Genomic DNA, 24,944 nt, shown 5'->3' with positions numbered 1-24,944 from the left:
CTGCCGCCGGCGGCTTCCGGGCCGCCCCACGGCGACAGGTGACGAATCTTGGAATTTCGTCAGCCACGTGGGAGAATGGAGGGGGATATACGAAGGGGACAAGCAATGACGCAACAGCAATCACCGCAACCAGCACAACCAGCACAAGCGCCGCCATCCGCGCAATCGCCGACGACGCCGCAACCACAGCAGTCACCGCAGCCACCAGCGGCACCGGGATTCCCCCAATCACCGACGCCACCGGCACCATCACAACCGCAGCCATCCGCCCGACCGGACGCACCCGCGCAGCCGCCGCGCCGGTCCACCATCCAGACGCTGCTGCTCGTGCTCGGCGTCATACTCGTCGTCATCGCCGTGTTCGCGTTCGCATGGTTCGCCTACGGACTGCTCGGCGACGTGGGCCGCGCCGCATGCGTGATCGTGGTCGGCGCGGTCGCCGTCGTCGTGGCCGTCGTGCTCACGCCGCGGCTGCGCGTCACCGCGGAGGGACTCGCGTGGGCGGGACTCATCGCGCTCGCCATCGGCGCGATCCTCATCTCCACGATCGGCGGGCCGCGCGTCTCCGGCGAGCTCGCGTCGCTCGCCGCCGGTGCGCTGCTGTTCGCCGTCGCGGGCGCGGGTCTCGGACTGCGGCGCATCCCATTGCCCGGCGGATTGCCGCCGTTGCGCGCGTATTCGCTGTACGCCGTGTTCGCGATGCCGGTCGCCGTCATGCTGATGGCGTATGCGCTGCCGCTTCCGGACCATGCGCAACGGTTCACCGTCGAAAGCACGCTCGCGGGCATCACGGCGGTCCTGCTCGCGGCGTTGCCGTCCACGGACGCACGCCGTCGAGCGCCGGATTTCGAACGCATCGCCGCACTCGTCGTCGCCACGGTGGCGCTCGTCCTCGCGTCGGTCGCGTTCATCACGACCGTCGACTACGGGCACGACCTGTGGACGACGACGGCGCTGCTGCCCGTCGTGGTCGCCGCGTGGGCGGGTGTGCTCGCCGTCACCTATGTGCGCACGATGACGCGCACCGGACGGCCGATGCCGACCGGACTGCGGTTCGTGCCGGTCAGCGCGATCATCTGGGTGCTGTCGATCTCGACCACGCTGATTCTGCGTATGCTGCCGACATCGATGGACTTGGAGACCCGACGCATGTGGGCGTATCTGCCGGCGGTCCTCGTGGCCGCCGCGGCGGCGATCGCCGCATGCGTGCTGCCGGGGCCGCGGGAGGGGGATGCACTTGAGGCGGAAGCGGCTGGGAAAGACGCGACCGCGGGGAAGGACGGCGGCAGGCCGGTCGTGAGTCCGGCGGAACGGGTGGCGGCGGCGTTGAACGGTTCGATGGTGCTGCTCATCATGGTGTGCGGGGAATTCGGACGTGAGGGGATTCCGCCGCTCGTGACGTCGATGGCCGCGTTCGTGGGACTGCTCGCCGCGACGGCCTTCGCGTGGATGCGTGCGACCGCGCCGACGCGCAAGCCCGAACGGGTGAGACGCGACACCGCGGCGCGTCCGACGGGACCGTATGCGATGACGCCGCCTCTGATGGGACCGTATCCGGAAGGGCCGTATCCGGAGGGACCATACGCCGTGGCACCACAACCGGTATCGCAGCAACCGGTACCACAGCAAGCGGCGGCGCCCCGACCGGCGTTGTATCCGGATCCGTCTCCGGCGACGCAATATCCGGCGGCACAGTATCCGCCGTCGCCGTACCCGCCTGCGTACGCGAATTCGCCGTATCCGACGACGCCGTATCCGTCGGCACCACACCCGATGCAGCAGCCGCTGATGACGCAACCTGCGGTTGCACAGCCGACGACGTTGCAACCGCAGGTCGTGATGGTGACGAAGGCGCGGGGCGTGGATTTCGTCGGCGTGATCATCACATCGTTCACCGTGTTGGCGACCGTGTTCCTGTTCTTCGACACGCTGATTGCGCCGCGGCCGTATGCGCCGGCCGATCTTATCTGCGGCGCGGTCGGCGCGGTGGCGTTGGCCGCCGGCGTCCGGTGGATGATGGCGTGGCCGCGCGTGCGCAGTTGGACGGCTCTATGGCCGGGACTCACCCTGCTCATGGTGCCGTCGTTGTTGGTGAGCTGGACTTCGCCGTTGTCGTTCCCGCGGGCGCTCATCCTGTTCGGCATCGCTTTGGCGGTGCTGCTGTGGGGTGCGGTTCGTGGGCTTCAGGCGCCGCTCATCTACGGCACGGTGGTGCTCGTGGCGCATCTGGTCACCGTGTTGTGGCCGTGGCTGGCCGTGTTCTCGCGACAGTTCTGGTGGGTGTGGCTGCTCATCGGCGGCGTGATCCTCATCGTGGCCGCCGCCCGCTACGAGGCGAGCCTGAAGACGATGCGCACGCTGGCCACCCGCATCGGCCAGCTGCGGTGAGTCGGAGCCACCATGCGGTAGTTGCAGTAGTTGCGGTAGCGGATGCGGCGGCGATGTGGTTTCGCCGGAGGCTGGAGCGACCGGGCGACGGGCTCGGGTTTGCCTATTCGACCGGACTTGCTCGACTCGTGCCGAACAAGTCCGGTCGAACAACCTAATCGAACAACCCGAGCGACGTCCCATAGTGGGACACAGCCAATAGCAGGTCGGTGTCCGATTGGACACTCGCTCCAAGCCAGTTGGGCGGTCCCGCAGTCGACGAGACCGACTGGTCTGAATCGTCGGCGCCCCTACCACAAGGACTCCAAAAGGACATGAAAACGTGCAGGGCCGTTGACCGACCCAGTCCACGCCCCTCGTGAAAGGGAGCAACCAACGCGGCCGGCCAGATGACTTTCCTCGGCTGATTCCAATCCACGCCCCTCTCGAGAAGGACGACCTCGCCGCGTTATGCACGTACGCACCGCCCCTTAATTTCAATCCACGCCCCTCGTGAGAGGGGCGACGAGCGCCGCCAACGCACCGGCATGCTCCCAGTCATTTCAATCCACGCCCCTCGTGAGAGGGGCGACCTCGCGGACGCATTGCGATAGACTGGACGACAGATTTCAATCCACGCCCCTCGTGAGAGGGGCGACCCATCGAAAAAGCATTATCCCAAGTACAAGGAATTTCAATCCACGCCCCTCGTGAGAAGGGCGACTATGGGCGGGGTCGCGGGGCGCGGCAGCTGCTCATTTCAATCCACGCCCCTCGTGAGAGGGGCGACGTCGCCGCTGCGCGTGATCTTCGCCATCTTGTCATTTCAATCCACGCCCCTCGTGAGAGGGGCGACGGAATTCCACGATAGGATGATCGGAGATTTCAGAATTTCAATCCACGCCCCTCGTGAGAGGGGCGACCTTGTCCGAGCCGTTCCACCGCGCCCAATACAGGTATTTCAATCCACGCCCCTCGTGAGAGGGGCGACAGCACGCCGACCAATGGGACGACAACCAATACCGATTTCAATCCACGCCCCTCGTGAGAGGGGCGACTCCATGCCGTGAACTCGGTCCACTTGTCCGTGAGATTTCAATCCACGCCCCTCGTGAGAGGGGCGACAACCAAGATGCCTTTTCATGTCACAGCTCCCGGAATTTCAATCCACGCCCCTCGTGAGAGGGGCGACGTCGGATTGTCCCGATACTCATACTCGGTATAGGATTTCAATCCACGCCCCTCGTGAGAGGGGCGACTATACGCGTATACGCGTATACACGCCCGATAGAATTTCAATCCACGCCCCTCGTGAGAGGGGCGACCGCGGCCGGCAGCACACGGCCACGCGGCCGCGAGATTTCAATCCACGCCCCTCGTGAGAGGGGCGACATGTGACGCGGTGCCCTGGCGTAACAGGTCGATATTTCAATCCACGCCCCTCGTGAGAGGGGCGACAAGCCCCAAGTGACCAGCGGCACCGGCTTCCTGATTTCAATCCACGCCCCTCGTGAGAGGGGCGACCGGCGATGTCTTCCAGCGTCGGCGGGAACCGGTGATTTCAATCCACGCCCCTCGTGAGAGGGGCGACTCACCCTGATTTCCCCGCCGTCGATGTCGATGGAATTTCAATCCACGCCCCTCGTGAGAGGGGCGACTCCCCGTCCGCTGCCGCAACGGCAACGCGTTACGATTTCAATCCACGCCCCTCGTGAGAGGGGCGACTGCGCGTCGATGTTCTCACCCAACGAGGGCATTATTTCAATCCACGCCCCTCGTGAGAGGGGCGACCGGGGTCATCATCCAACGGCAACCCGTAATCGATATTTCAATCCACGCCCCTCGTGAGAGGGGCGACGTTCATGGCCGTGAAACGGCAGAAGCCCGACCACATTTCAATCCACGCCCCTCGTGAGAGGGGCGACCGTGCGTACAGTTCGCCGGTGAACGTGTCCCGAACATTTCAATCCACGCCCCTCGTGAGAGGGGCGACGCGTCATGCCGGTGGCCGGCAGCGCGGCATGCTGATTTCAATCCACGCCCCTCGTGAGAGGGGCGACCCAACACCGTTGCCCGTACTGACGGACGTTGCTGATTTCAATCCACGCCCCTCGTGAGAGGGGCGACGCTCGGCGACCTTGAACAATATCTCGGACGCGGGTATTTCAATCCACGCCCTTCGTGAGAGGGGCGACTCGTGGCGGTCGCGGCGGCGAGCGTGTCCGTGGTATTTCAATCCACGCCCCTCGTGAGAGGGGCGACCCCCATCGAAGCCGTCAAGCAATGGGCCGTGGAATTTCAATCCACGCCCCTCGTGAGAGGGGCGACGACTTGCCGTCGGGTCCCTTCGCGGTCGCGAACATTTCAATCCACGCCCCTCGTGAGAGGGGCGACCACCAAGACCAACGAGATCACCGTCATTACTAAATTTCAATCCACGCCCCTCGTGAGAGGGGCGACCAACGCCTGACGTTCGCCCTGATTCGACGGGGTATTTCAATCCACGCCCCTCGTGAGAGGGGCGACTGGTGATGGCCGTGACCTGTTCGGCCCATTTCTCATTTCAATCCACGCCCCTCGTGAGAGGGGCGACCTTCCTGCGCCTTGTCCTCGGCCTTCATCTGCACATTTCAATCCACGCCCCTCGTGAGAGGGGCGACCCGACCATTCGAGCATTTTCGACGCGCTGTCTCCATTTCAATCCACGCCCCTCGTGAGAGGGGCGACCCGTCGCGCAACGTATCATAATCACTCATTTCATATTTCAATCCACGCCCCTCGTGAGAGGGGCGACGTAGCCCTGATTCGGGGTCGTCCGGGCCTGCTGATTTCAATCCACGCCCCTCGTGAGAGGGGCGACTGTTGGTTCTCCTTTTCCGTGGGGTGTTGTTCGAATTTCAATCCACGCCCCTCGTGAGAGGGGCGACTTGCCACGCCCCCGACCATCTCGCGATCTTCTCATTTCAATCCACGCCCCTCGTGAGAGGGGCGACAGATCCTCGAACACCTGTGCAACTACGCGGACGAATTTCAATCCACGCCCCTCGTGAGAGGGGCGACTGACCTCGTGGACGACATCGACGTGGAGACGCCGATTTCAATCCACGCCCCTCGTGAGAGGGGCGACAACGATCCCCCTTTTCAGAGCGGAACAGTCCAAATTTCAATCCACGCCCCTCGTGAGAGGGGCGACCTAGAGCGGTCTCGATGCCCTGTGCCATGGCCTTATTTCAATCCACGCCCCTCGTGAGAGGGGCGACGCGTCATGCCGGTGGCCGGCAGCGCGGCATGCTGATTTCAATCCACGCCCCTCGTGAGAGGGGCGACCGTTTCGGGATGTCGCCGGCACGGCAGCGGTCCAATTTCAATCCACGCCCCTCGTGAGAGGGGCGACTCGGCGGCGACGGCCTGAAACAACTGCCGTTCACATTTCAATCCACGCCCCTCGTGAGAGGGGCGACGTAATCCGCCGGGTCGTTGTTGTACGGGCAACATTTCAATCCACGCCCCTCGTGAGAGGGGCGACTCGCACCTCCAGCGTCTCCGCGCTCGGGTCGGTGACATTTCAATCCACGCCCCTCGTGAGAGGGGCGACATGGGCGGTACCGCACGGTGCACAGCTGGTGCGTATTTCAATCCACGCCCCTCGTGAGAGGGGCGACCTCAATGCGTCCAGTCATCATTCCTTCTATTTTTATTTCAATCCACGCCCCTCGTGAGAGGGGCGACAGCGAAATTGGACAGCATATTTCACGATATGGAACATGCTGTCCAACTCCGAGCCTTAGCATACCGCATACGCTGCCGGATTGCTCTACATACGGCCAACCTAGGCACACAACATTTAATACCGCACACAGAAAATGTCCACTATTCGGTTATCAAACAGCATGGGGAACACAATCAGCCCCAAGAACCTCTTTTTGAATGGTGCGAAAGGTGGTCCTTCCGATGAGAGCTTGCCTGTCGCACCGATACCACGGGAAGCGGGACAAGAAACACCTCATCATCATCAATGACAACGCCACCAGTAGACGCTCAGAGCATCATCACCTCATCAACTGGTATATGACGCTGTCGGCCGCGATATTCAATTTTCTTGGAATAATTCGAACCGAGATTGTAATAGCGTAAACTATCGAGTGTTTCATCCATGATTGCCGCTAAATCATGCTTGAGTATCAGATAATCAGAAGGAGTCACCGAACACTCGAAAACGCTATTTTGTACTCGTTGCCCATATTTCATACATGTCTTCGCCACATTTCGAAGCCGCCGTCTACCCGCCGCGGTCTCCGTATTGACGTCATATGCCACGACAACCATCATCGTGCAGCACACCTTGATTCCGACATCATCTCACTCCGTCATACTCACACAATTCCATATTTATTTCCACATGAACGGCGGATAAGCATCTAAATCACCACGAACAGCCCTGGCCAGCAACAATGACTGGACGTACGGCACCAATCCCCATTGGATTTTCTCACCGAGGAATGGGTGTGTGATTGTCTCCTGCTTTCTTTTCTGCCACGCCGCGAGCACGGTCTTTCGGCCACTATCAGAAAGAAAGACTCCGCCATTCTCACGCACTTCGAATTGCGAAGGTTTGATTGCCCCCGTATTGACCAACGTCAGCGAGAATCGGTCAGCTATGACAGGGCGAAACTCCTCCATCAGATCCAAAGCAAGAGATGCCCTTCCGGGTCTGTCGACGTGCAGGAATCCCACATAGGGGTCAAGCCCGACTCCCTGCAATCCAGCAAGACAATCGTTCGTCAGCAGAGAGTATACGAATGATAGCAATGCGTTCATTCTATCCATAGGAGGCCTACGGCTTCGCTCTTGGAAAAAGAAGTCGTCTTTGCTACGTAGAATCAGATCATCAAAAGCATAGAAGTAGTCTTTGGCAGCCAATCCTTCTATACCACGCAGTTCCTCGATGGACATACAATCGCGTACGCCCGACAACGCCTGACGCAATCGCTCACTTTGCGCAGTTATACGTTCACCGTTGACGCGCAATGCATGATCGCGCTTGGTACGTTCGAGAACCCAGCGACAGTTGTATATCTTCCCGATGATGAATGATCGAGCATAGGACAAAGCCATGCTCTCATCATCCGCGAAACGGAACTGCTCACGTCGGAGGAGAACGTTACGGCTTTTTTCGCCAAGTACAGAACAGTAGTATCGCCCTCTTGGAGAAAAGAACGAAAGACCCACACCGAATTCGGCACACTTACCCATCAACGCCGGCGAAGCTCCTTTATAGGAGAAGCTCATAATGCCTTCCAAGGATCTGAGTGGAATCTGGCCGATCGTGGAATCATTTTGCTGCACGACGACGTTATCGTTCTTCAAGGACAGATAGGCATCTTCACTGGTGACATATAACGTGTTAAGCAGCTGCTTCATTTTCGTCACTCCTTTTCGTGCTTTCCGCCTTCAATCTATCTTCGATGAACTGTCTGGCGGATTGCGTTTTGACTAGATTCGGCAAGCAGACGTCACGTAACGAACACGCACGGCAGGACTTCGATGGTCTGACCTTTGGCGTGTGTCCCCGGTTGATCAGGTCATGCATCTCATGCGTCATTGCAACGATCCGCTCTCTCAGCGACGAATCAAAACAAACCCGCTCCCGATGCTTCGTCTGCTGATAGAACAGTGCGCCTTCGGGAATCGTACATGCCAGCATTTCTTCCAGACACATGGCTTCGGCGCATAGCTGAAGCCGATCGGCATCCTGCTGTTTGGGCCTGCCATGCTTGTATTCCACAGGGTAAGGCGACCAGGTACCATTTCTTCCATGTAGAGGCACTCCATCAGGGGATTTGCGGAATTCGACTACGTCGCAGGCGCCGGTGATGCCCAGTCTCCGCGAAAACACGCGTAAGTCACGCATGATGAGCAGATCACCACGGGTTTCCGACTCACCATAGTCATGTGCGCGCTCATGCTCCAACGATCCGGCGGTGGTCAGATAGTTATCCTGCCATTGCTGCTCAATATGAATCAACGCCCATTGCCGTCTGCAGAATGCGAAGTGCTGGAGGCCGGAAAGAGCCAACCAATCGTCCTCAGGATAATCCGACATAAATGCTCCTCCCAATCTAAGCCGATGCCACACTCCCAGCACGTACACGCCGTGGTTGGAAGGCCCACGCAGGACCTCCCAACCATTCATCCACGACGTCACAGCTCGTGGTCAACCAATTCGTCTACCGTCACCGAAGACGGAATCACCGACTCATCCACCTTGATGTCGTAATCACCGAAGCTGCGTGCGACTGCCACATCATCACGTCTACGCACATCGATGGCGTCAAACAGCTTCCACGACGGGGCGTCTCCGAGCGCGCTACCATGTTTGAACACGTACAACTTGCGGACAGCCATGTTTCCACGCGCGGCGGATCGGTCGAATTCGAACATGTTCAGAATCGCCCGCCACAGCATTTCGAGGTCCTCGTTGCAGAAGCCGGTGACGTTCTGGGCCAGCTTGGCCGATACGTAACCGTTCATACGATACAGTCCGTACGGAACGATGAATTTGTTGCCCATCGTGTTGTTCTTCTCCGCGGCGTCGGCTTCAGTGGTCACGGCAATACGGGTGATGGAAATCTCCTGCACGTCGATGGGGTCGATGGAACGGGCGAAACCCAGCTGAACCGGCCCACGCACCTGACCGCAGGCAAGATTGCCTTTGACGAACGTGGTCATCACGGCACCGAACGTCCTGATGTCGAAGAAGTTCTCGCACATGTAATCGCGCAGTCTACGATCCAGCTCGGGATCGTTCTTCTTCATGGCCTTGATTTCCTTGGCAAGATCCTTGTTCCCGACAGACTTGATGCCTTCAGTCTCCAGAGCCTCGGCATCCAGCCGGTTCAGGGTACGTCTGTTCTGGATGTAGATCCGCCACGGGAATCGTTCATCCATCGCCAGCTGCACATAGTCTCGAATCTTGCGCTTGATGCAGACATCCGTAACCAAACCGTTTCCGGTTTCGATGTCGACGCGTGGCATGTTGCCGGAATCCGGATCGCCGTTCGGATTGCCGTTCTCCACGTCGAAGAGGATGGTGAAATCATAGCGGTTTTCAATGGGCGTGCGCTCAGTCATGGTCGGCTCCTTGTCCGTCATCGCTCTGGTTCTTGTTCTTCCTGCTGAATCGTCGTTGGTTTTCGAAATAGTAGCCGAGTTGGAAGGCCCCCTGCTCCTCAAGTGACAATCGGACCGGATAGCGATCTCCCACCTTTTCGGCGAGTTCGTCGCGAAGTGCAGCGAGATTCCTCTTCCGACCCTCGTACTCCCAAGCCTTCCTCATATGAGACGCCTCCAGCCTTCCCAGAATCGGGAATATACGGGCGGGAGTCGCGGCTGCGCCGGTGAAGTACCTGTCCTTGATTGTGGTCTTGACCCCAGGTATGGCCGCCAACTGAATCTGCTCGTAGACGGAGAACAGGCGACCGAGCACATACGGCAGGTAGTCGCTCTCTGTATTGATGTCCATTCGCAGCACCTCCTTAAATTGCTCATTGGTTGTTTTGCGTAAGTAATATGCCTTGATGATTGCCGCCTTGTCGGGGGAAACGTCTCGTTCGGCATTGATCCGACGTTCCACGGCATTGATCAGGGTCACCGGATATGCGGTTCCGTTCAGTATCGCCTTCATGACCGCTCCGGCCATTTCAGCCGATACCTTCGCATTCCTGCTCTGCTGCCTGATGGTCTGGTTAAGCAACCGCCATGTCGGCAGAAAAACCGTCGTATCGTATCCAGGCCGCAGAATCTCGGTGTCCCGATAGTGCCGCTCGATGTTACGGGCGAAGGTGCCGAATGTGTCGGTCAGATAATACCGGACCGACAACCGTGCTGCGTTGGGCGTCAACGCAAGCACATGAAACTCTTCGTCGGGATTGAGACGAATACCGTTGTAGTCATATGGCCGTCCCTGAGACAGCGCACGGGTCGCCGCCTTGACCGCCGACTCGTCCAATTCGCCGGATACGGATCGTCCGGTAGGATCACCCTGCCAATGCCCGAACAGATCGGGATACCCGGCATCGCCGCAGCGCGCCCATGATACGACCGTATCGTCACCGATGCGTTGAACCCGATCCCGATCCAGGAGCAACACGTTCAACGCCGTCGTATATTCATAGGCTTCCCTTTTGCTCATCGGGGCGTTCTCGTTCTGCTCGGCACCATACGAGCAGAACGCCGGGGCGTTGAACGACACCAACGATGCGCCGGATGATTGCGCTCCCGCGACGCCCTTAATCTTGGGATGGATCTTCGCCGGGATGACCTCCCTACCGGAAACCAGACTGGTCACCGTTTCCACCGTCTCCGAACCGTCGCCGCCATCCTCCCGGTCGTAGTAAACGCTCCACGCCTCCTTCACTCCGTCGGCGTCTCCCACGAAATCCGTATGCGCTCCATCGGTGTATTGCAGGATAAAGTTCATCGACAGAGCGGCTTCCCATGATTCCTCTCCCATCAGCCGACGGGCGGTCTCCCATTGGGCGTCACGGACGAAGAACGCACGTACGGCCGCGGCCGCGGGACCTTCAACATCGTGCAATACGAGACGATGGAGTTCCCCGCACGCCTTGAACGACTTCGCCGCGCGTTCGGGCTTGCCTTTGGCGTCATAGCCGAGCATGTACGCCACGGTATCGCAGAGGAAATTCGCGGCGATGCCCGACGAACGGGTGACACGGGCGGGGACCGGAATGATGTTCTTCGGCTTCTTCCCGCTGAAGTCCCCCAACGGTCGCACCGAGACCAACGTTCCGCCGTCATCGATGACCAGCCCGTACGGAACGTTGACATTGTCGTACCCGTATGCCGGCGCCTGTTGTTTGGATACCAGAACGTCGTATTCCTTGCAGAGATCCCCGATAATCATGATCGAACCTCCGCCGACGTAACATCCATCACGCCATCATCCAACGCGGCGCGGAAAAACAACGGCTTGGGATGGAAGGGATCGCGATAATCAAAGTCATACAACATGTAACCCAAATCACGATGTCTCCGTTCGAAGCCCACAGGCTCGTCGCTTCCCGCCCACAAGCGAAAGTCCACGGGGAATTCCCGGGTTCCGAAATAGGGATGATGGAAGCACTGCCCCTTGGCAGCGCGACGCATGAAGATGCTTTGGAACTTCGCCGCGGAATCGTTGGGCGACAGTTTGCCCCGCTCCAGCTCGAAATGCGCGTCGATCACATACCTGACATCACGCAGCACCGTGGACGACCGTTGCTGGATGGACTCCGAAGCGTAGATCGCACCGCCATCGCCACGACCTTCCGCCATAGAACGGATTTTGCTTGTACTGATGATGCTGTCGACCTCATTGCGACGAATGTTGTCGAACCTGATGGGATTGAGCACGTGGATGCGGTCGACCCGCCAATGCAGACCGGGATGCCAGAAGATGGCCTCCAGTATGCCGCGCGCCGCCGATGGCGTCATGACGTCGTAGGTGACGCGCTCGGTCTTCATCTCCGGACGCGTGAAGAGCGCGTAATCCCCCCACACTTCCAAACGTATCGGCATTGCCCCTCCTTTCATTAGGTTGATAGCCGATGAGGAACTTCATTGTTGATGTCCAAGTATACGGCATGTGTTAATAAAAACAAATGTGAATATAATGGTGTGTCTTCACACCCAAACCATGATGCGGTACCATATTGGCAGCATCTTGGCAGTACACGCGCCTCCTAAAGGGACACGGTTGTTCGAGATGACAGTCGCCTTTCATAGGTGTGGATTGAAATACATTGGTTTTCATTCGTATGTCAACCCCGTGCGTCCGGCTAATGGTCGGACGCACGGCGCAATTACATGAAGATGCCGTCCGCGGAAACATCGGCCAGTCTCAATCCCAGTCGCGCCGAGTACAACCCCATGTCCCGCAGAATGAAGCACTCCTCCTCGACGTCCCTCCCATATCCGACCGGCAGCACCGCCCCGGCCGAACGCAGTAGTTCAAGATGCTTCGGCCATACCTCGACCGCATATTTGCCCAGCCTGCGGAAGAGCATCCGATCGATGTCCCCTTGTTCCAGACGGGCGCACAACCTCGCTCCCTCATCGGTGTCCGCATCCGCCAACGGGATATACACCGGCACGGTCGGAGTGTCAATGAGCCTGAACTGTCTGGCGATGCGCTCGAAAGGCATGGGAACACTCGTATCCCAACCATGCAGGGGCAGAATATGCCGCTTATCCAATGCATCGTTCCCGATGCCTCTGACAGCGACACCGTCGCGCATCTTCAGCAGATTCTCGAAATAACTGCGGATCGCATCGTTCGACGCCAAATCCGGATACCGTTCTGCGACCTCGTGGAACACCGCGATGTTCTGCGTGAGGAATGGCGCGCAACCACCCTCCGTGGAGAATACGTACACCAAGCTAGTCTTCGCCGCGTGCCTGCCCTCTCGATTGCAGCGGCCCGCCGTCTGGATGATGGAGTCGAGTCCGGTCTCTTCTCGGTATGCAACAGGGAAATCGACATCCACACCGGCTTCAATCAGGGATGTAGACACCACTTGGCACATCACATCAGCCGCGAGACGTTCACGAATCTCGGCGAGCAGGCGTCTACGGTCGGCTGCGCATTGCAGCGTGGTTAGGCAATAGACGCCCTCGTCACCGTTCTCCGCAAGCCGGCCATAGATATACTGTGCTTTCTTGCGCGTGTTCACGACGCATAGGGCCTGCCCATGTCCCTTCAATCGGTCGGCGAGCGCATCCAGTTCGATGTCACCGATCCGTTCGATTGTCACACGACGGAACACTTCGCGATCAGTCTGCGAGAACGGTGAAATCTCGGGAATCCTCGTGTCTCTCCCAAGCACCTGGTCGAACAGCGGCTTGAGCTCCGGCTGTGTAGCGGTGCACAGCACCGCCGTAACGCCGTATCGTTCCACCAGTTCCGCAATGGCCTTGATGCAGGGATGCAGGTAGGGTACCGGCAACGTCTGTGCCTCATCGAACACAATGACCGAATTCGCGATGTTGTGCAGCTTGCGACAACGGGATGTCTTGTTCGAATACAGGCTTTCGAAGAACTGCACGGCCGTGGTGACCACGATCGGCATGTTCCAGTTCTCCGCGGCGAGCGAGCGTTTGAGGTCGATCTCGCTCATGTCGGATTCATCCTTCAGCTGGTACGGCGCTTCGGCGTAGTGCGGCAACACGGCATCCGGCCCGAAAATCCGCTCGAAATTGCCGACGTTCTGGTCGATGATCGACGTATAGGGGATTACATAAATGATTCGCCGCAACCCATGCGTACGTGCATGTTCCAGAGCGAATGCGATTGACGCGAACGTCTTGCCGCTGCCGGTCGGCGCCGTAAGCGTATACAGACCTCGTCCGCATGATGCGTCCCTTCCCCAATCCAGACATCGCGTCAACAGTTCGCATCGTTTGGCATCAAGAGACGTCTTGTCGGACTTGTCGAGATAGTTCCGGGCCGCATGCTCCATGATGTCGGTCAGACGTCCGATCCGGCAACGATCGGTATCCTCACATTCGGAAGCGACCGCCGACGCCGTCTCACACAGCAGTTTCCACGAGGGCGCACACCCCTCTGCCATTGCCACAGGATCGAGACGATTCCTCACCCGTTCCAGCATGTCGTGTTCGGCGCGTTCCCCACGACCGGAAGTGAAGTACTCCGCGTCAAGCCGGTCCCCATCCACCAACGCCGAAAGCAGCATGCGTGTCAACATCATGTCAGAGTAATGGGACCGTTCACCGATTCCTGCACCATGCTTCCGAGCCGGAGTGGTCGATATTTCCTCTTGAAACGCCTGCCGGGGAACACACAGCTGTGTTTCCCACGCCTCGGACAGCGCCAGGGGACTCCGCTCGCCAGCCGCGAACGCCTTGTTCATACGACCGCTGAAGGTCGACCCGTCCAACTCCCCCGGGCCTCCCACATCAGCCAGTCCGGCGTGATGACCGGCCACCGCCATCGATGCCTCGGGACGACCGTTCCGCACCAGCAGCATGGCCCCAGCCGTCGAATGGTCGACCCGTCCCGAGTGTTCGGGATCGAGAATCCTTCGTTGGAAGGCATCGGAGTATTTGCCGAGATCATGAAACAGCCCGGCCAACAACCCGTCATTCAAATGCCCAACCCCCTGCGCGAACCCTCCAGACAGACATCCAGTCATGGCCAGATGCTCCACGCAGGTTTCATAACCGTGTTCACTGGTCCGCGCGTAAAACATATCTCCCCGGGATTTGATTCCGCCGCTATCCTGCATCGCCGACCTCCTTGCTCGAGATGATGTTTCATGCCGTGATTTCGCTTTCACCATAACTGCGCTGTAGAGCAACCGGTACATATCTACCGGAAATTGCTAAAGAAAAATCCGGATGCCTTGTCTCCAAGACATCCGGATTTCTCAATATCGGCTTAATAAAGCCAATCTATCGGCGTGTCGCACACGTCGCACGCGTCACGCACACACCGCGATCATCACCGTAATCGCAAGCCTCACGCCTTCGCCACCTCAGCCGCGAGCTCCTCACCCGAGACCACGTCGAACGTGTCGGCCTTGGTCTCCGCGGCGATCAGGTCGCGGAACTGCTCGACCTTGGCGACGGCGTCGGCCGGCACAACCAGCTTGAGCGCGATGTGGTCGGCCACGTCGAAGCCGGCGGACTTGCGGGCGTCCTGCACGACGCGGATTGCGTCGCGCGCGTAGCCTTCGGCCTCCAGCTCGGGGGTGAGCGCGGTGTCGAGGATCACGAAGCCGCCGGTCGGCAGCGCGGCGGACACGGACACGGCCTCCTCGGCGGCGTCCTTCTCCTCCACGCGGTTGATCAGCTCGTACTCGCCGTCCTGCAGCGCGATCTCGCCGGACGGCGTCTCGACGACCGGGGCGCCGGTCGCGGCGTCGACGTGCCAATCACCGGACTTGGACGCCTTGATCGCGAACTGGACGTCCTTGCGCAGGCGCTTGCCGGCGACGCGCGCGTTGACGCGCAGCTCGTGCACGATCTTGAGGCCCTGCGAGGCGGCGTCCTCCAGCGTGCAGAACTCCACGTCCTTCACGTTGAGCTCGGACTTGAGCACTTCGGCGTAGGCGCGCACGGCGTCCACGTCCTCGGCGACCACGGTGAGCTTGGAGAGCGGCTGGCGCACGCGGATCTTCGCGGCCTTGCGCAGCGACAGGGTGCCGGAGACGACCTCGCGCACCTTCTCCATGGCCGCGACGAGCGCCGGATCGTCGACGAGCACACGGCCCAGATCGGTATCCTCACCGGTCTTCTCGTCCACGACGAACGGCCAGTCGGCCAGATGCACGGACTCGCCGCCGGTCAGGCCGCGCCACACGGACTCGGCCTCCATCGGGGCGAGCGGCGCGAGCACGCGCATGAACGCCTCAAGCACCGTGTACAGCGTGTTGAACGCGTTCTCGTCCTTGGCGAGGAAGCGGTCACGGCTGTTGCGGATGTACCAGTTGGTGAGCACGTCGATGAAGTCGGAGGCGGCGTCGCACGCGTCGGAGATCGCGAACTCGTTGAGCGACTTCTCGGCGGCGAGCACGAGACGGCGGGTGCGGGCCAGCAGGTAACGGTCCAGCTGCGGCAGGGACGCGATCTCGTCGGCACGAAGCTGGCGCGCGTCGTAGCCGGCGGCGTTCGCGTACAGGGTGAAGAAGTAGTAGGAGCTCCACACGGGCAGCATGACCTGGCGGACCGTGTCGCGGATGCCCTCGGCGGTGACGATCAGGTTGCCGCCGCGAAGAATCGGCGACGACATGAGGAACCAGCGCATCGCGTCGGAACCGTACTTGTCGAACACGCCGTTCACGTCCGGGTAGTTGCGCAGGTGCTTCGACATCTTCTGGCCGTCGGAGCCGAGCACGATGCCGTGGCAGATCACGTTCTTGAACGCCGGACGGTCGAACAGGGCGGTCGCCATCACGTGCAGCAGGTAGAACCAGCCGCGCGTCTGGCCGATGTATTCGACGATGTAGTCGGCCGGGAAGTGCTGTTCGAACTTCTCCTTGTTCTCGAACGGGTAATGGAACTGCGCGAACGACATGGAGCCGGATTCGAACCAGCAGTCGAGCACGTCGGAGATGCGGCGCATCGTGGACTTGCCGGTCGGGTCGTCCGGGTTCGGACGGGTCAGGTTGTCGATCCACGGACGGTGCATGTTGATGTTGCCGTCCTTGTCGCGCGGGTAGTCGCCGAAGTCGGCCTTCAGCTCCTCAAGCGAGCCGTACACGTCGACGCGCGGGTGCTTCGGGTCGTCGGACACCCACACCGGGATCGGGGATCCCCAGAAGCGGTTGCGGGAAATCGACCAGTCGCGCGCGTTGGCGAGCCACTTGCCGAACTGGCCGTCCTTCACGTTGCCGGGAATCCAGTTGATCTGCTGGTTGAGTTCGAGCAGACGCGGCTTGATCTTCGTGACGGACACGAACCAGGAGCTCACCGGCTTGTAGATGAGCGGCGTGGCGCAGCGCCAGCAGTGCGGGTAGGAGTGCACGTAGCTCTTCTCCTGGAAGAGGATGGCGCGGCGCTCCTCGGGGATCTCGGCGAGCGGGCCGGACGCGTTGCGCAGGTCGCGCAGGATCGGCTTGTTCGCGTCGAACACGTACATGCCCTCGTAGTCGGGGCACTGCGCGGTGAAGCGGCAGCCTTCGTCGAGCACGTCGGTGCTCTTGACGCCCTTCGCGTTGAGCGTGTTCATATCGTCCTCGCCGTAGGGGGCCTGGTGGACGAGGCCGGTGCCCTCGACGGTGTCGACGTAGTCGGCGGTGAAGATCGTGTAGCCGTTCGGGCCGGGCACGTTGCCTTCGGTCTCGGCCTTCTCGCCGGCGAAGTACGGGAAGACCGGCCAGTAGCGGCGGCCCTCCAACTCGGCGCCCTTGAGCTCGCGCACGATCTCGTAGTTAGGCCCAAGTTCCTTCTCGTAGTGCGGCAGCAGGGCCTTGCCGAAGTAGAACTTCTTGCCCGCGTACTTGCCTTCGGTGGGCTTGACCTCGACATAGTCGATGTCGGCGCCGACGACGATCGCGAAGTTGGTGGGGACGGTCCACGGGGTGGTGGTCCAAAACACGGCGTAGGCGTCCTCGTCGCGCAGCTTGACGGCGACGGAGACGGTGGTGTCCTGACGGTCCTGGTACACGTCAGCGTCCATGCGCAGCTCGTGCGCGGACAGCGGCGTGCGGTCCTTCGGGCAGTACGGCAGCACGCGGTAGCCCTGGTAGGCGAGGCCCTTGTCGTACAGCTGCTTGAACGCCCACATCACCGACTCCATGTACGGGATGTTCAGCGTCTTGTAGCCGTGCTCGAAGTCCACCCAGCGGGCCTGACGGTGCACGTAGTCCTGCCATTCGTGCGTGTACTTGAGCACGGAGGCGCGGCAGGCGTCGTTGAACTTGTCGATGCCCATCTTCTCGATCTGGTCGACCGAGTCGATGCCGAGCTCCTTCTGCGCTTCGAGCTCGGCGGGCAGACCGTGCGTGTCCCAGCCGAACACGCGGTTGACCTTGCGGCCCTTCATGGTCTGGTAGCGCGGGATCACGTCCTTCGCGTAGCCGGTCAGCAGGTGGCCGTAGTGCGGCAGGCCGTTCGCGAACGGCGGGCCGTCGAAGAACACAAACTCGTTCTGGCTGTGGTCGCCGGAGGGGTTGCGTTCCACCGACTTCTGGAAGGTGCCGTCCTTGTCCCAGTAGTCGAGGACGGTCTCCTCCATGTGGGGGAAGCTGGGGTTCGGCGCGACGTGCGCGGTCTCGCCGCCCTCGTTCGCCTTGGGATATACGTTGTCGCTCACCGTGTGGCTCCTCGTGATGCGTCGTTGGTTCCGTTACGAGGACGACTTTGGTTCCGGCGTCCCTGCGCCCGTCGCCTTGCGACGTGCGTGCGTTCCGCCGGCACCGCCACCGCGGTACCACCTCGCTTGCCGCGCGCGGATTCGCGTCTCCAGGAGACGCACGTCACGTCGCGACCGCTTGAGTTCGGCTGTGTCGGGCCGATCCCGTCGGTTCTAATAAGCGTGGGACCCGTTGCGCGATGACCGCGTCGACCGCGGCACCGTCACGACGATTCCCTCGCCGTTCTTCCGAAGACTCCCCGCTGATGACGGATCATCGCCTTGACTTCGGTTGCATATCGTAGCACGCCGCATGCCCGGCGCAAGACGTGTCTCAGACGCCGCGTCCTGCGCCCGCATGCCGTGCCGTGTGAGGCACGCCGCCGCACGTGCCGTGTCTCACGCGACGATTCACTCGTCTACCGCTCCCCCGCCGCGACGGCGCCGACGCGCGTCGTGAATTCGCCGAGGAACCGGGCGACGTCCACGCCGACCGCCGCGTCGACGGTCTTCTCGGCCGTGTTGAGTCGGTCGTAGTCGCCGATGGTGCGTCCGCGCGTCGGCCCGTCCAGGTCGACTTTCAGGTTGATAGGCAGCGTGGTGACGAGCGTCGGGTCGAGTGCGACGGCCACGGCGAGCGGGTCGTGCAGCCCGCAGCCGCCCATGCCGGGCGCACTGACCGCATACGCGTCGATGTAGTAGTCGGTCATGTCGGCGAGGAACCGTCCGGCGGGCGTGCCGGTTTCGCGCCAGACCTCGGTCTCGCGTTTGGTGAGCAGCGTCTGCATGGTCACGTCGAGTCCGATCATGGTCACGTGCGCACCGGAGCGGAAGATCCGGTCGGCGGCTTCCGGGTCCTGCGCGATGTTGGCCTCCGTCCACGCGTTCACGTTGCCGGGGACGGTGAGCGCGCCGCCCATCATCACGATGCCGCCGATCATGCCTCCGATGCGCGGCTCGCGTTCGAGTACGGCGGCGATGGTGGTCATCGCGCCGGTCGGCACGAGCCACAGGTCCTTGCCGTAGGTTTCCGCCGCGTCGATGATGAAGTCGACGGACGGTTCCGTCGCGGCTTCGCGCGTGGAATCGGGGATGTCGACCTCGCCGATGCCGTTGTGCCCGTGGATGAACGCGGAGCCTTGGCTCACGGTGAACGTGCCGTCGCCGCCGTTCGCCTCGTCGGCGGCGATCGGATGGTCGACGCCCCGATGCACGGGGATGTCGGGGCGCCCGAACAGTTCGGTGACGGCGAGCGCGTTGCGCACGCCCTGCGTGACGGTCACGTTGCCGTAGGTGCCGGTGATGCCGATGAGGTCGGCGTCGGGGCTGCCGAGCGCGTAGGCGATGGCGAGCGTGTCGTCGATGCCCGTGTCGAGGTCGAGGATGAGTTTCTTCCTGTCGGTCATGTTTGTCGTCCCGTCTTCCTGCCGTGTGACGGCTTCAGGCTATCACCTCCAATCGGCTTTCCCTGTCGGGTGTGACGCGGCTGACGCTGATGCGTTCGGCGATCTGGTCCTTGAGCCAGTCGACGTGGGAGATGATGCCCACGTCGCGGGTGCGGCTGATGCGGCGCAGCATGTCCATCACGTCGGCGAGGTAGTCCTGCGAGAGGGTGCCGAAGCCTTCGTCGACGAACAGCGTGTCCATGCTGATGCCGCCGTTCTCCGCTTGGATGATGTCGGCGAGCGCCAAGGCGAGCGCGAGGGAGACGAAGAACGTCTCACCGCCGGAGAGGGTTCCGGGGTTGCGTTCCTGTTCGGTGCGCCGGTCGAACACGGTGATGCCGAGTCCGGTCTTCCTGTTGCCGTTGGCGGCCGCTTCGGTCACGAGCCGCAGCTCGTAGACGCCGCCTTGGATGTCGTTCAGGAGTTCGTTGGCGCGGTCGAGCACGTCGCGGAACCGTTCGGTGACGGCGTAGGTGGTGAGTGTGAGCCCGTTGCTGGCGCCTGACGCCTTGTTGTCTCCGGCGGCGAGGGCGGCCATGCGTTCCAGTGGCGCGAACCGTGTGGCCTGTTCCGCCCATGTGCCGGCGGTCCGTTCCATCCTTTTCGCCTGCGTATGCCAGTCCTGTGCGAGCGCGGTGAGCGCGCCGATGCGGCGATCGGTTTCGGCGGCGCGCCGTTCGGCTTCCTGCGTGGCGGCGGCCAATGCGCCCGTGTCGATGGCGGCGATCGCTTCGCCCAGTGGGGTCGGCTCGCCGGTCTCCGTGTAGGCGGTGGGGGTGCTCGGCTCCCCTGCAGCTCCCTCGGTGTGCGGGTCCACCGTGTCGGGGCCGGCCTCGGCGATGCCCAGTTCACGCGCGTCGTCGCCGCCGATGCCTGTGAGGACTTCTTTCAGCTCGTTGCGCGACCGTGTGAGGTTGGCTGTGGCCGTGTGCAACACGTCCTCGTGGCGGCGGATGCGCTGTCGGATCGCGTCTTGTTCCCGTTCGTCCAGTCCGGCCGCAGCCGCCTCGCCCATGGTGGCGAAGTGTGCGCTTTCCTCGATCGCGCGGTCGCGTTTCGCCGTGGCTTCCATGGTGGTGCGCGCTGCGGCGTCCGCCTGGGCTTGGGCCTGCGTGTGCCGGCGTTCCAGTTCGGCGCGCTGGTCGATGAGGCGTTTGAGCCGTGCGGCCTCATGTTCCGCCTGTTCGGCCGTGTCCAGCTGGTGTCGGGCGGCCGCGCGTTCCGCCGCCACCGTCGCCTTAGTGTGTCCTTCGGCTCGCTTGGCGGCGGCCGTCGCGGTGTTGCCGGTCTCCTCGGCTTTCGCTTCGGCTGCCGCGAGCGTGGTGTGCGCCTGCTGCGCTTTCGCCGTGGCCGCGGTGATGCGCTGCTGCGTGTCGCGGAGTTCGTCGCGTTGTTGCCGCGCTTCGTCCAATGCCCGGATGCTGGCGGTGATGACCCGGATTCGGGCGTCGGTCTGTTCGATGCCGGCGCCTTCGCTTTGTTCGCGGTGCGTGTCGATCTGCTGACGGATGGCCCGCATGTCGGCTCGCGCCTGTTCCGCGGCGTCCCGCAGTTCGGCGACATGCTGTTTCATGTCGTCGAGTTCCTGGGCATCGGCCACGCTGTCGGGGGCGACGGCCGGTGACGGATGGTCGAGGCTGCCGCATACGGGGCATGGTTCGCCGTCTTCGAGGCCGATGGCGTACTGGACCACGCCGGAGCGTCTGATGTCGTTCTCGACGCGGGCGAGCGAGCGTTCCGCGCGCTGCTGCGCCGCTTCCGCGTCCTTGCAGCGTTGTTCAAGTCCGGGAAGCGTTGCGGCGAGGGTCTCGGCCTGTTCGGCGTGCCCGCGCATGCGCCGCACGTGGTCGAGCTTCTGCGTGAGGCCTTGTTCGCCGCCCAGTCGTTCGGTGATTTCCTGCAGCCGGTGTTCGATGTCTTCCGCTTTCGGCAGGTCGGCCAGAGCGCGCTGAGCTTGGTCATCACGTTCGCGCGCCTGCTCGACCGTCAGCAGAGCACGCTCATGCTGTGCTTTTGCCTGTTCGGCGGCGTCGATGAGCCGTTCATGCGCATCGGCCTGTTCGAGACGGCCATGCGCCGCTTCGGCCCCGGCCGCCTTCTGCAACGCCTGTTCACGCTGTCGCTCGAGTCCGCCGGCGTCCGGCAGCCGTTCCAGCTGTTCCTGCAGCGCTTCGGCCTGCCGTTCCTGCCTGAGCTGTTCCTCATGGGCCGTCGTCACGGTCTTGTCGAGGTCGAGGATCGGCTGCGCTTCGACGGCGAGCGCCAGATCGTGACGGGACCGTTCGATTGCCGGTCCGTCGGCCTGTACGTCGCGCAACGCCCGGATGTCGCGCAGTTCCTTCGTCGCCGCGGCCCGCAACGCTTCGGCGTCCGCCTGCGTCGACCGCGCATGGTCGAGTTCCCGCGCCGCGCGCCTGTTCTCCGTCTCGCCGTCGCCGAGCAGTTTCCGACATTCGACGTCGATGCCGGCGACCGTCTCGTGGAGGCTCCGCAGGATCTCGTCCGGTTCGCGCGCCGGGTAGGCGAGCTTGTCGGCATCCTCACGGTCCAATCCCCAGCGTGCGTTGGACAGGATCTCCAAGCCGTGTTCAGGACCGTCGTTCCCCTCCTCTACGAGGCCCCGTTGTTCGAGGATGCGCGTGGCGGTGGTTCTAGCCGTGGCGATGCCGCCGGCGAGACGGATCCCCTCCTGGACCATGCCGGTCTTCATGGTTTTGCGGCGTTCGACGAGTTCGTTCTGGATGGTCTCGTAGATGCTCGCGCCGAACAGGTTCTCGATGAGCTCGGTGCGCTTCTCGGGGGCGAGGGACAGGAACATGGCGAACTGTCCTTGCGCGAGCATGATGGTGCGCGAGAACTGTTCACGGTCCAATCCGATGATCCGCGTGATCTCCGGGCGCACGTCGCCCGCGCGCGAGGTGATCGCCTCGGAGTGCCCGGCCTCGCCCGCATAGGCGAAGTACCGTTCCGGATCGTTGCCGGGAGCTTCGACCAGCGCGGCGATGCCGCGGTCGATCCTCATGAGTTTGCCGGTGGCGTTGTGCGAAGTGAACCCTTCGCCGCGATCCTTCGGACGATCGTATTTCGGAGTGCGTCGCACCTCGTAGTAGTCATCACCGGATCGGAAGATCAGATCGACGTAGGTTTCGGTCCGCTCGCCCATGAGGAACCGGGAGCGGACGCGCTGGCCGTCGCCGCCGGCGTCCAATATGCTCTTCTCGTTGCCGGAGACGTTGCCGTACAGGGCGAACGTGACGCAGTCGAGGATCGTGGTCTTGCCGGCGCCGGTCTCCCCGTCGATGAGGAACATGCGCGAACGGGTCAATGCGGCGAAGTCGATGGCGTATTCACCCTTGTAGGGCCCGAATCCGCCGAATTTCATGGCGATAAGCTTCATCTCAATGCTCCTTCCGTGTGCCGCCGTCGATGGCATCGGAGCTGCCGGCATCGCCGGACCCGACCTCGCCCGCATGTTCGGCATGCTTCGCATGCGCGGCCTCCACCGCCGATTCCAGCACCTTCCGCTCCTCCTCGCCGGGCCCACGGCCGAGCTGGTGACGCACGAACTGGTCGAGCACGTCCATTTCCGAGGTCGCCTTGCGCAGATCCACGGCGCGTCTTGCGGTCGTGTCGGCCCGACGTTCGTAGACGATGCTCTTCTCCAGGGCGTGCGTATACCGGTCGTCGATCTTCTGGTAGAGCCCGTGCGGGAATTCGGCGGCGTGCACGGTGACGGACACCCAGTCGTCGCGGTGTTCGCTGGCAAGGTCGCCGAGAATCTCTTCCACCGTGCCGTCCAATCGCACGAACGCGGGTTCGCCGGAATCCACATCCATCGTGCGAAGGTCCGCTACGCCGCCGTCGGCGACGTCGAACAGCACCACGCTTTTGCCGTTGCCCTCCACCGGCGGCACGCGGCTTTCGGAGAACGAGTAGGCGAGCAGGGAGCCACTGTAGCGTGCCTGCGGCGTGCGGTCGAGCTTGAACACGGATTCGTCGACCGGCAGGTCGGGCACGTTCACCCGCTGCGGCCGGTGCAAATGCCCGAGCGCCAGATAGTCGAGACCGCTATGGGAGAAGAGGCCGGCCGGCACGCTGTCGACGCCGCCCACGGCGATGCCCCGCTCGGAATCGCTGGGCGCGGCGCCGGAGACGAACGCGTGCGCCATGAGCACGGCAGCCACATGCGGGTCGGCGGCACGCCGTGCGGCGAGATCGCGCGTGACGAGCTCCATCGCCGCGCGCATCACGCCCTCATGCGAGCGCGGGATGCGATAGTCGACGCCCGCCTGCCCCAACAGCAGTTGCAAGCCAGAACGCGCCGTGTCCGGATCAAGATACGGCAGCGCGTACACGGCGAGCTCGTCGTCGCCGCGCGTGACCGTCACCGGTCGCGCGATGGCGTCGAGCCCGCAACGCACGTGCACGTTCGGACGCATCAGGCCGGAGCCTGCTCCGAGACGGATCGCTGAATCATGGTTGCCGGGCGTGATGACGACCTCCAACGGCCGGCCGTCGACCTCAAGCCTGCCGAGACAGGCGAACATCTCGTCGAACAGTCGGATCGCCTCGGCGGACGGCACGGACAGATCGTACACGTCACCGGACACGCACAGCACGTCCACATGCTCACGTTCGATCACGTCGATCAGCCACTCCAGCGCCCTGCGCTGGTAGTCGAGCAGATCCACGCCTTTGAACCTGCGCCCGATATGCCAGTCGGAGGTGTGCAGCACCCTCATGCCAGCTCCTTTCGTTCCGCCGGGGGCCGCCCGCGACATCGATGCGCCGCACGGCCCGCCGGATCCGTTGCCTTCACCCACCGTAACCGGACAATCAGCAACCGGTAGATATGTACCGGTTTTTCGTGTCATCGAATCGCCGGCCCACTAACTATTGAACAGACACAATACAAGCGGGTGATCGCGAGGGTGGTCCTGTCGGCGCACACCACCCCCACCCGCTTCGCGGGAGCCCCCGCCGGCGGGGGCGGGGGAGTCCCACGCCCGCGTGTGCGCGGCCCGGCGCCTCAGTTTCACGGCGTCCGTGAGCTGGATGACCCCGCACCCGCGTGTGCGCGGCCCGGCGCGTCCGGGGTCCGATGCGGCTGGTCTCCCGCCCCCGTGGGCGTGGGCGTGGCCTTGTGTTCCTCCCGCTGGCGGGAGGTGGCGCGCGCGGCGCGTCGGAGGGTGGTCCGGGGGTTGGCGGTCGGCTCCGGGCCGGCCGTCGGCCGGTGCCGCTCCCGCCCGGCTGCGCCGGGA

The 24,944-nt window shown here is 62.3% G+C and carries 12 protein-coding genes and 1 CRISPR repeat array; of the genes, 1 reads left to right on the top strand and 11 read right to left on the bottom strand.

Annotated elements, in window-relative coordinates; genetic code table 11:
* Positions 1 to 105: 105 nt before the first annotated feature.
* Complete coding sequence (locus BSTEL_RS11325; RefSeq protein ID WP_156963133.1) at positions 106 to 2,388, top strand: SCO7613 C-terminal domain-containing membrane protein; 2,283 nt, start codon at positions 106 to 108, stop codon at positions 2,386 to 2,388.
* 406 nt (positions 2,389 to 2,794) lie between these two features.
* A CRISPR array of direct repeats spans positions 2,795 to 6,096; the repeat unit is 33 nt; unit sequence ATTTCAATCCACGCCCCTCGTGAGAGGGGCGAC.
* Between the two features lie 309 nt (positions 6,097 to 6,405).
* On the opposite strand, the gene cas2 is transcribed toward BSTEL_RS11325, so the two are convergent.
* The 11 genes from cas2 to BSTEL_RS02520 all read right to left on the bottom strand — a co-directional run bounded on the left by cas2 (position 6,406) and on the right by BSTEL_RS02520 (position 24,425).
* A complete protein-coding gene (gene cas2, locus BSTEL_RS11690; protein ID WP_084686069.1) occupies positions 6,406 to 6,696 on the bottom strand; it encodes a CRISPR-associated endonuclease Cas2 in 291 nt (96 codons plus the stop codon).
* Between the two features lie 60 nt (positions 6,697 to 6,756).
* The gene (cas1c, locus tag BSTEL_RS02565) at positions 6,757 to 7,788 is read right to left on the bottom strand and encodes a type I-C CRISPR-associated endonuclease Cas1c (protein WP_034526783.1); all 1,032 of its coding nucleotides are present in this window, start codon (positions 7,786 to 7,788) and stop codon (positions 6,757 to 6,759) included.
* The gene (cas4, locus tag BSTEL_RS02560; RefSeq protein WP_034526781.1) at positions 7,772 to 8,470 is read right to left on the bottom strand and encodes a CRISPR-associated protein Cas4; all 699 of its coding nucleotides are present in this window, start codon (positions 8,468 to 8,470) and stop codon (positions 7,772 to 7,774) included. Before cas4 ends, cas1c begins: the two co-directional genes overlap by 17 nt.
* A gap of 98 nt (positions 8,471 to 8,568) precedes the next feature.
* On the bottom strand, positions 8,569 to 9,498 hold the full coding sequence (cas7c, locus tag BSTEL_RS02555) for a type I-C CRISPR-associated protein Cas7/Csd2 (RefSeq protein WP_034526778.1): 930 nt from the start codon (positions 9,496 to 9,498) through the stop codon (positions 8,569 to 8,571).
* Positions 9,491 to 11,290 (bottom strand): type I-C CRISPR-associated protein Cas8c/Csd1, encoded by a 1,800-nt coding sequence (gene cas8c, locus BSTEL_RS02550; protein WP_034526776.1) that lies wholly within the window; start codon positions 11,288 to 11,290, stop codon positions 9,491 to 9,493. Before cas8c ends, cas7c begins: the two co-directional genes overlap by 8 nt.
* On the bottom strand, positions 11,287 to 11,943 hold the full coding sequence (gene cas5c / locus BSTEL_RS02545; protein WP_156963132.1) for a type I-C CRISPR-associated protein Cas5c: 657 nt from the start codon (positions 11,941 to 11,943) through the stop codon (positions 11,287 to 11,289). Before cas5c ends, cas8c begins: the two co-directional genes overlap by 4 nt.
* A 284-nt stretch (positions 11,944 to 12,227) precedes the next feature.
* Complete coding sequence (locus BSTEL_RS02540; RefSeq protein ID WP_051922787.1) at positions 12,228 to 14,669, bottom strand: CRISPR-associated helicase/endonuclease Cas3; 2,442 nt, start codon at positions 14,667 to 14,669, stop codon at positions 12,228 to 12,230.
* A 233-nt stretch (positions 14,670 to 14,902) separates the two neighbouring features.
* Complete coding sequence (gene ileS / locus BSTEL_RS02535; RefSeq protein WP_034526772.1) at positions 14,903 to 18,199, bottom strand: mupirocin-resistant isoleucine--tRNA ligase; 3,297 nt, start codon at positions 18,197 to 18,199, stop codon at positions 14,903 to 14,905.
* Positions 18,200 to 18,657: 458 nt separating this feature from the next.
* Positions 18,658 to 19,644 carry a nucleoside hydrolase gene (locus tag BSTEL_RS02530; RefSeq protein ID WP_034526770.1) on the bottom strand — a complete coding sequence of 329 codons (987 nt, stop codon included), beginning with the start codon at positions 19,642 to 19,644 and terminating at the stop codon, positions 18,658 to 18,660.
* A gap of 34 nt (positions 19,645 to 19,678) precedes the next feature.
* Positions 19,679 to 23,080, bottom strand: a complete 3,402-nt coding sequence (locus BSTEL_RS02525) for an AAA family ATPase (RefSeq protein ID WP_034526768.1) — start codon at positions 23,078 to 23,080, stop codon at positions 19,679 to 19,681.
* Between the two features lies 1 nt (position 23,081).
* A complete protein-coding gene (locus BSTEL_RS02520) occupies positions 23,082 to 24,425 on the bottom strand; it encodes a metallophosphoesterase family protein (RefSeq protein ID WP_051922786.1) in 1,344 nt (447 codons plus the stop codon).
* Positions 24,426 to 24,944: the final 519 nt, after the last annotated feature.

This window comes from Bifidobacterium stellenboschense, assembly GCF_000741785.1.
Taxonomy (GTDB): Bacteria; Actinomycetota; Actinomycetes; order Actinomycetales; family Bifidobacteriaceae; genus Bifidobacterium; species Bifidobacterium stellenboschense.
The sequence above is the reverse complement of the archived record's forward strand: the minus strand, read 5'-3'. Positions and strand labels throughout refer to the sequence as shown.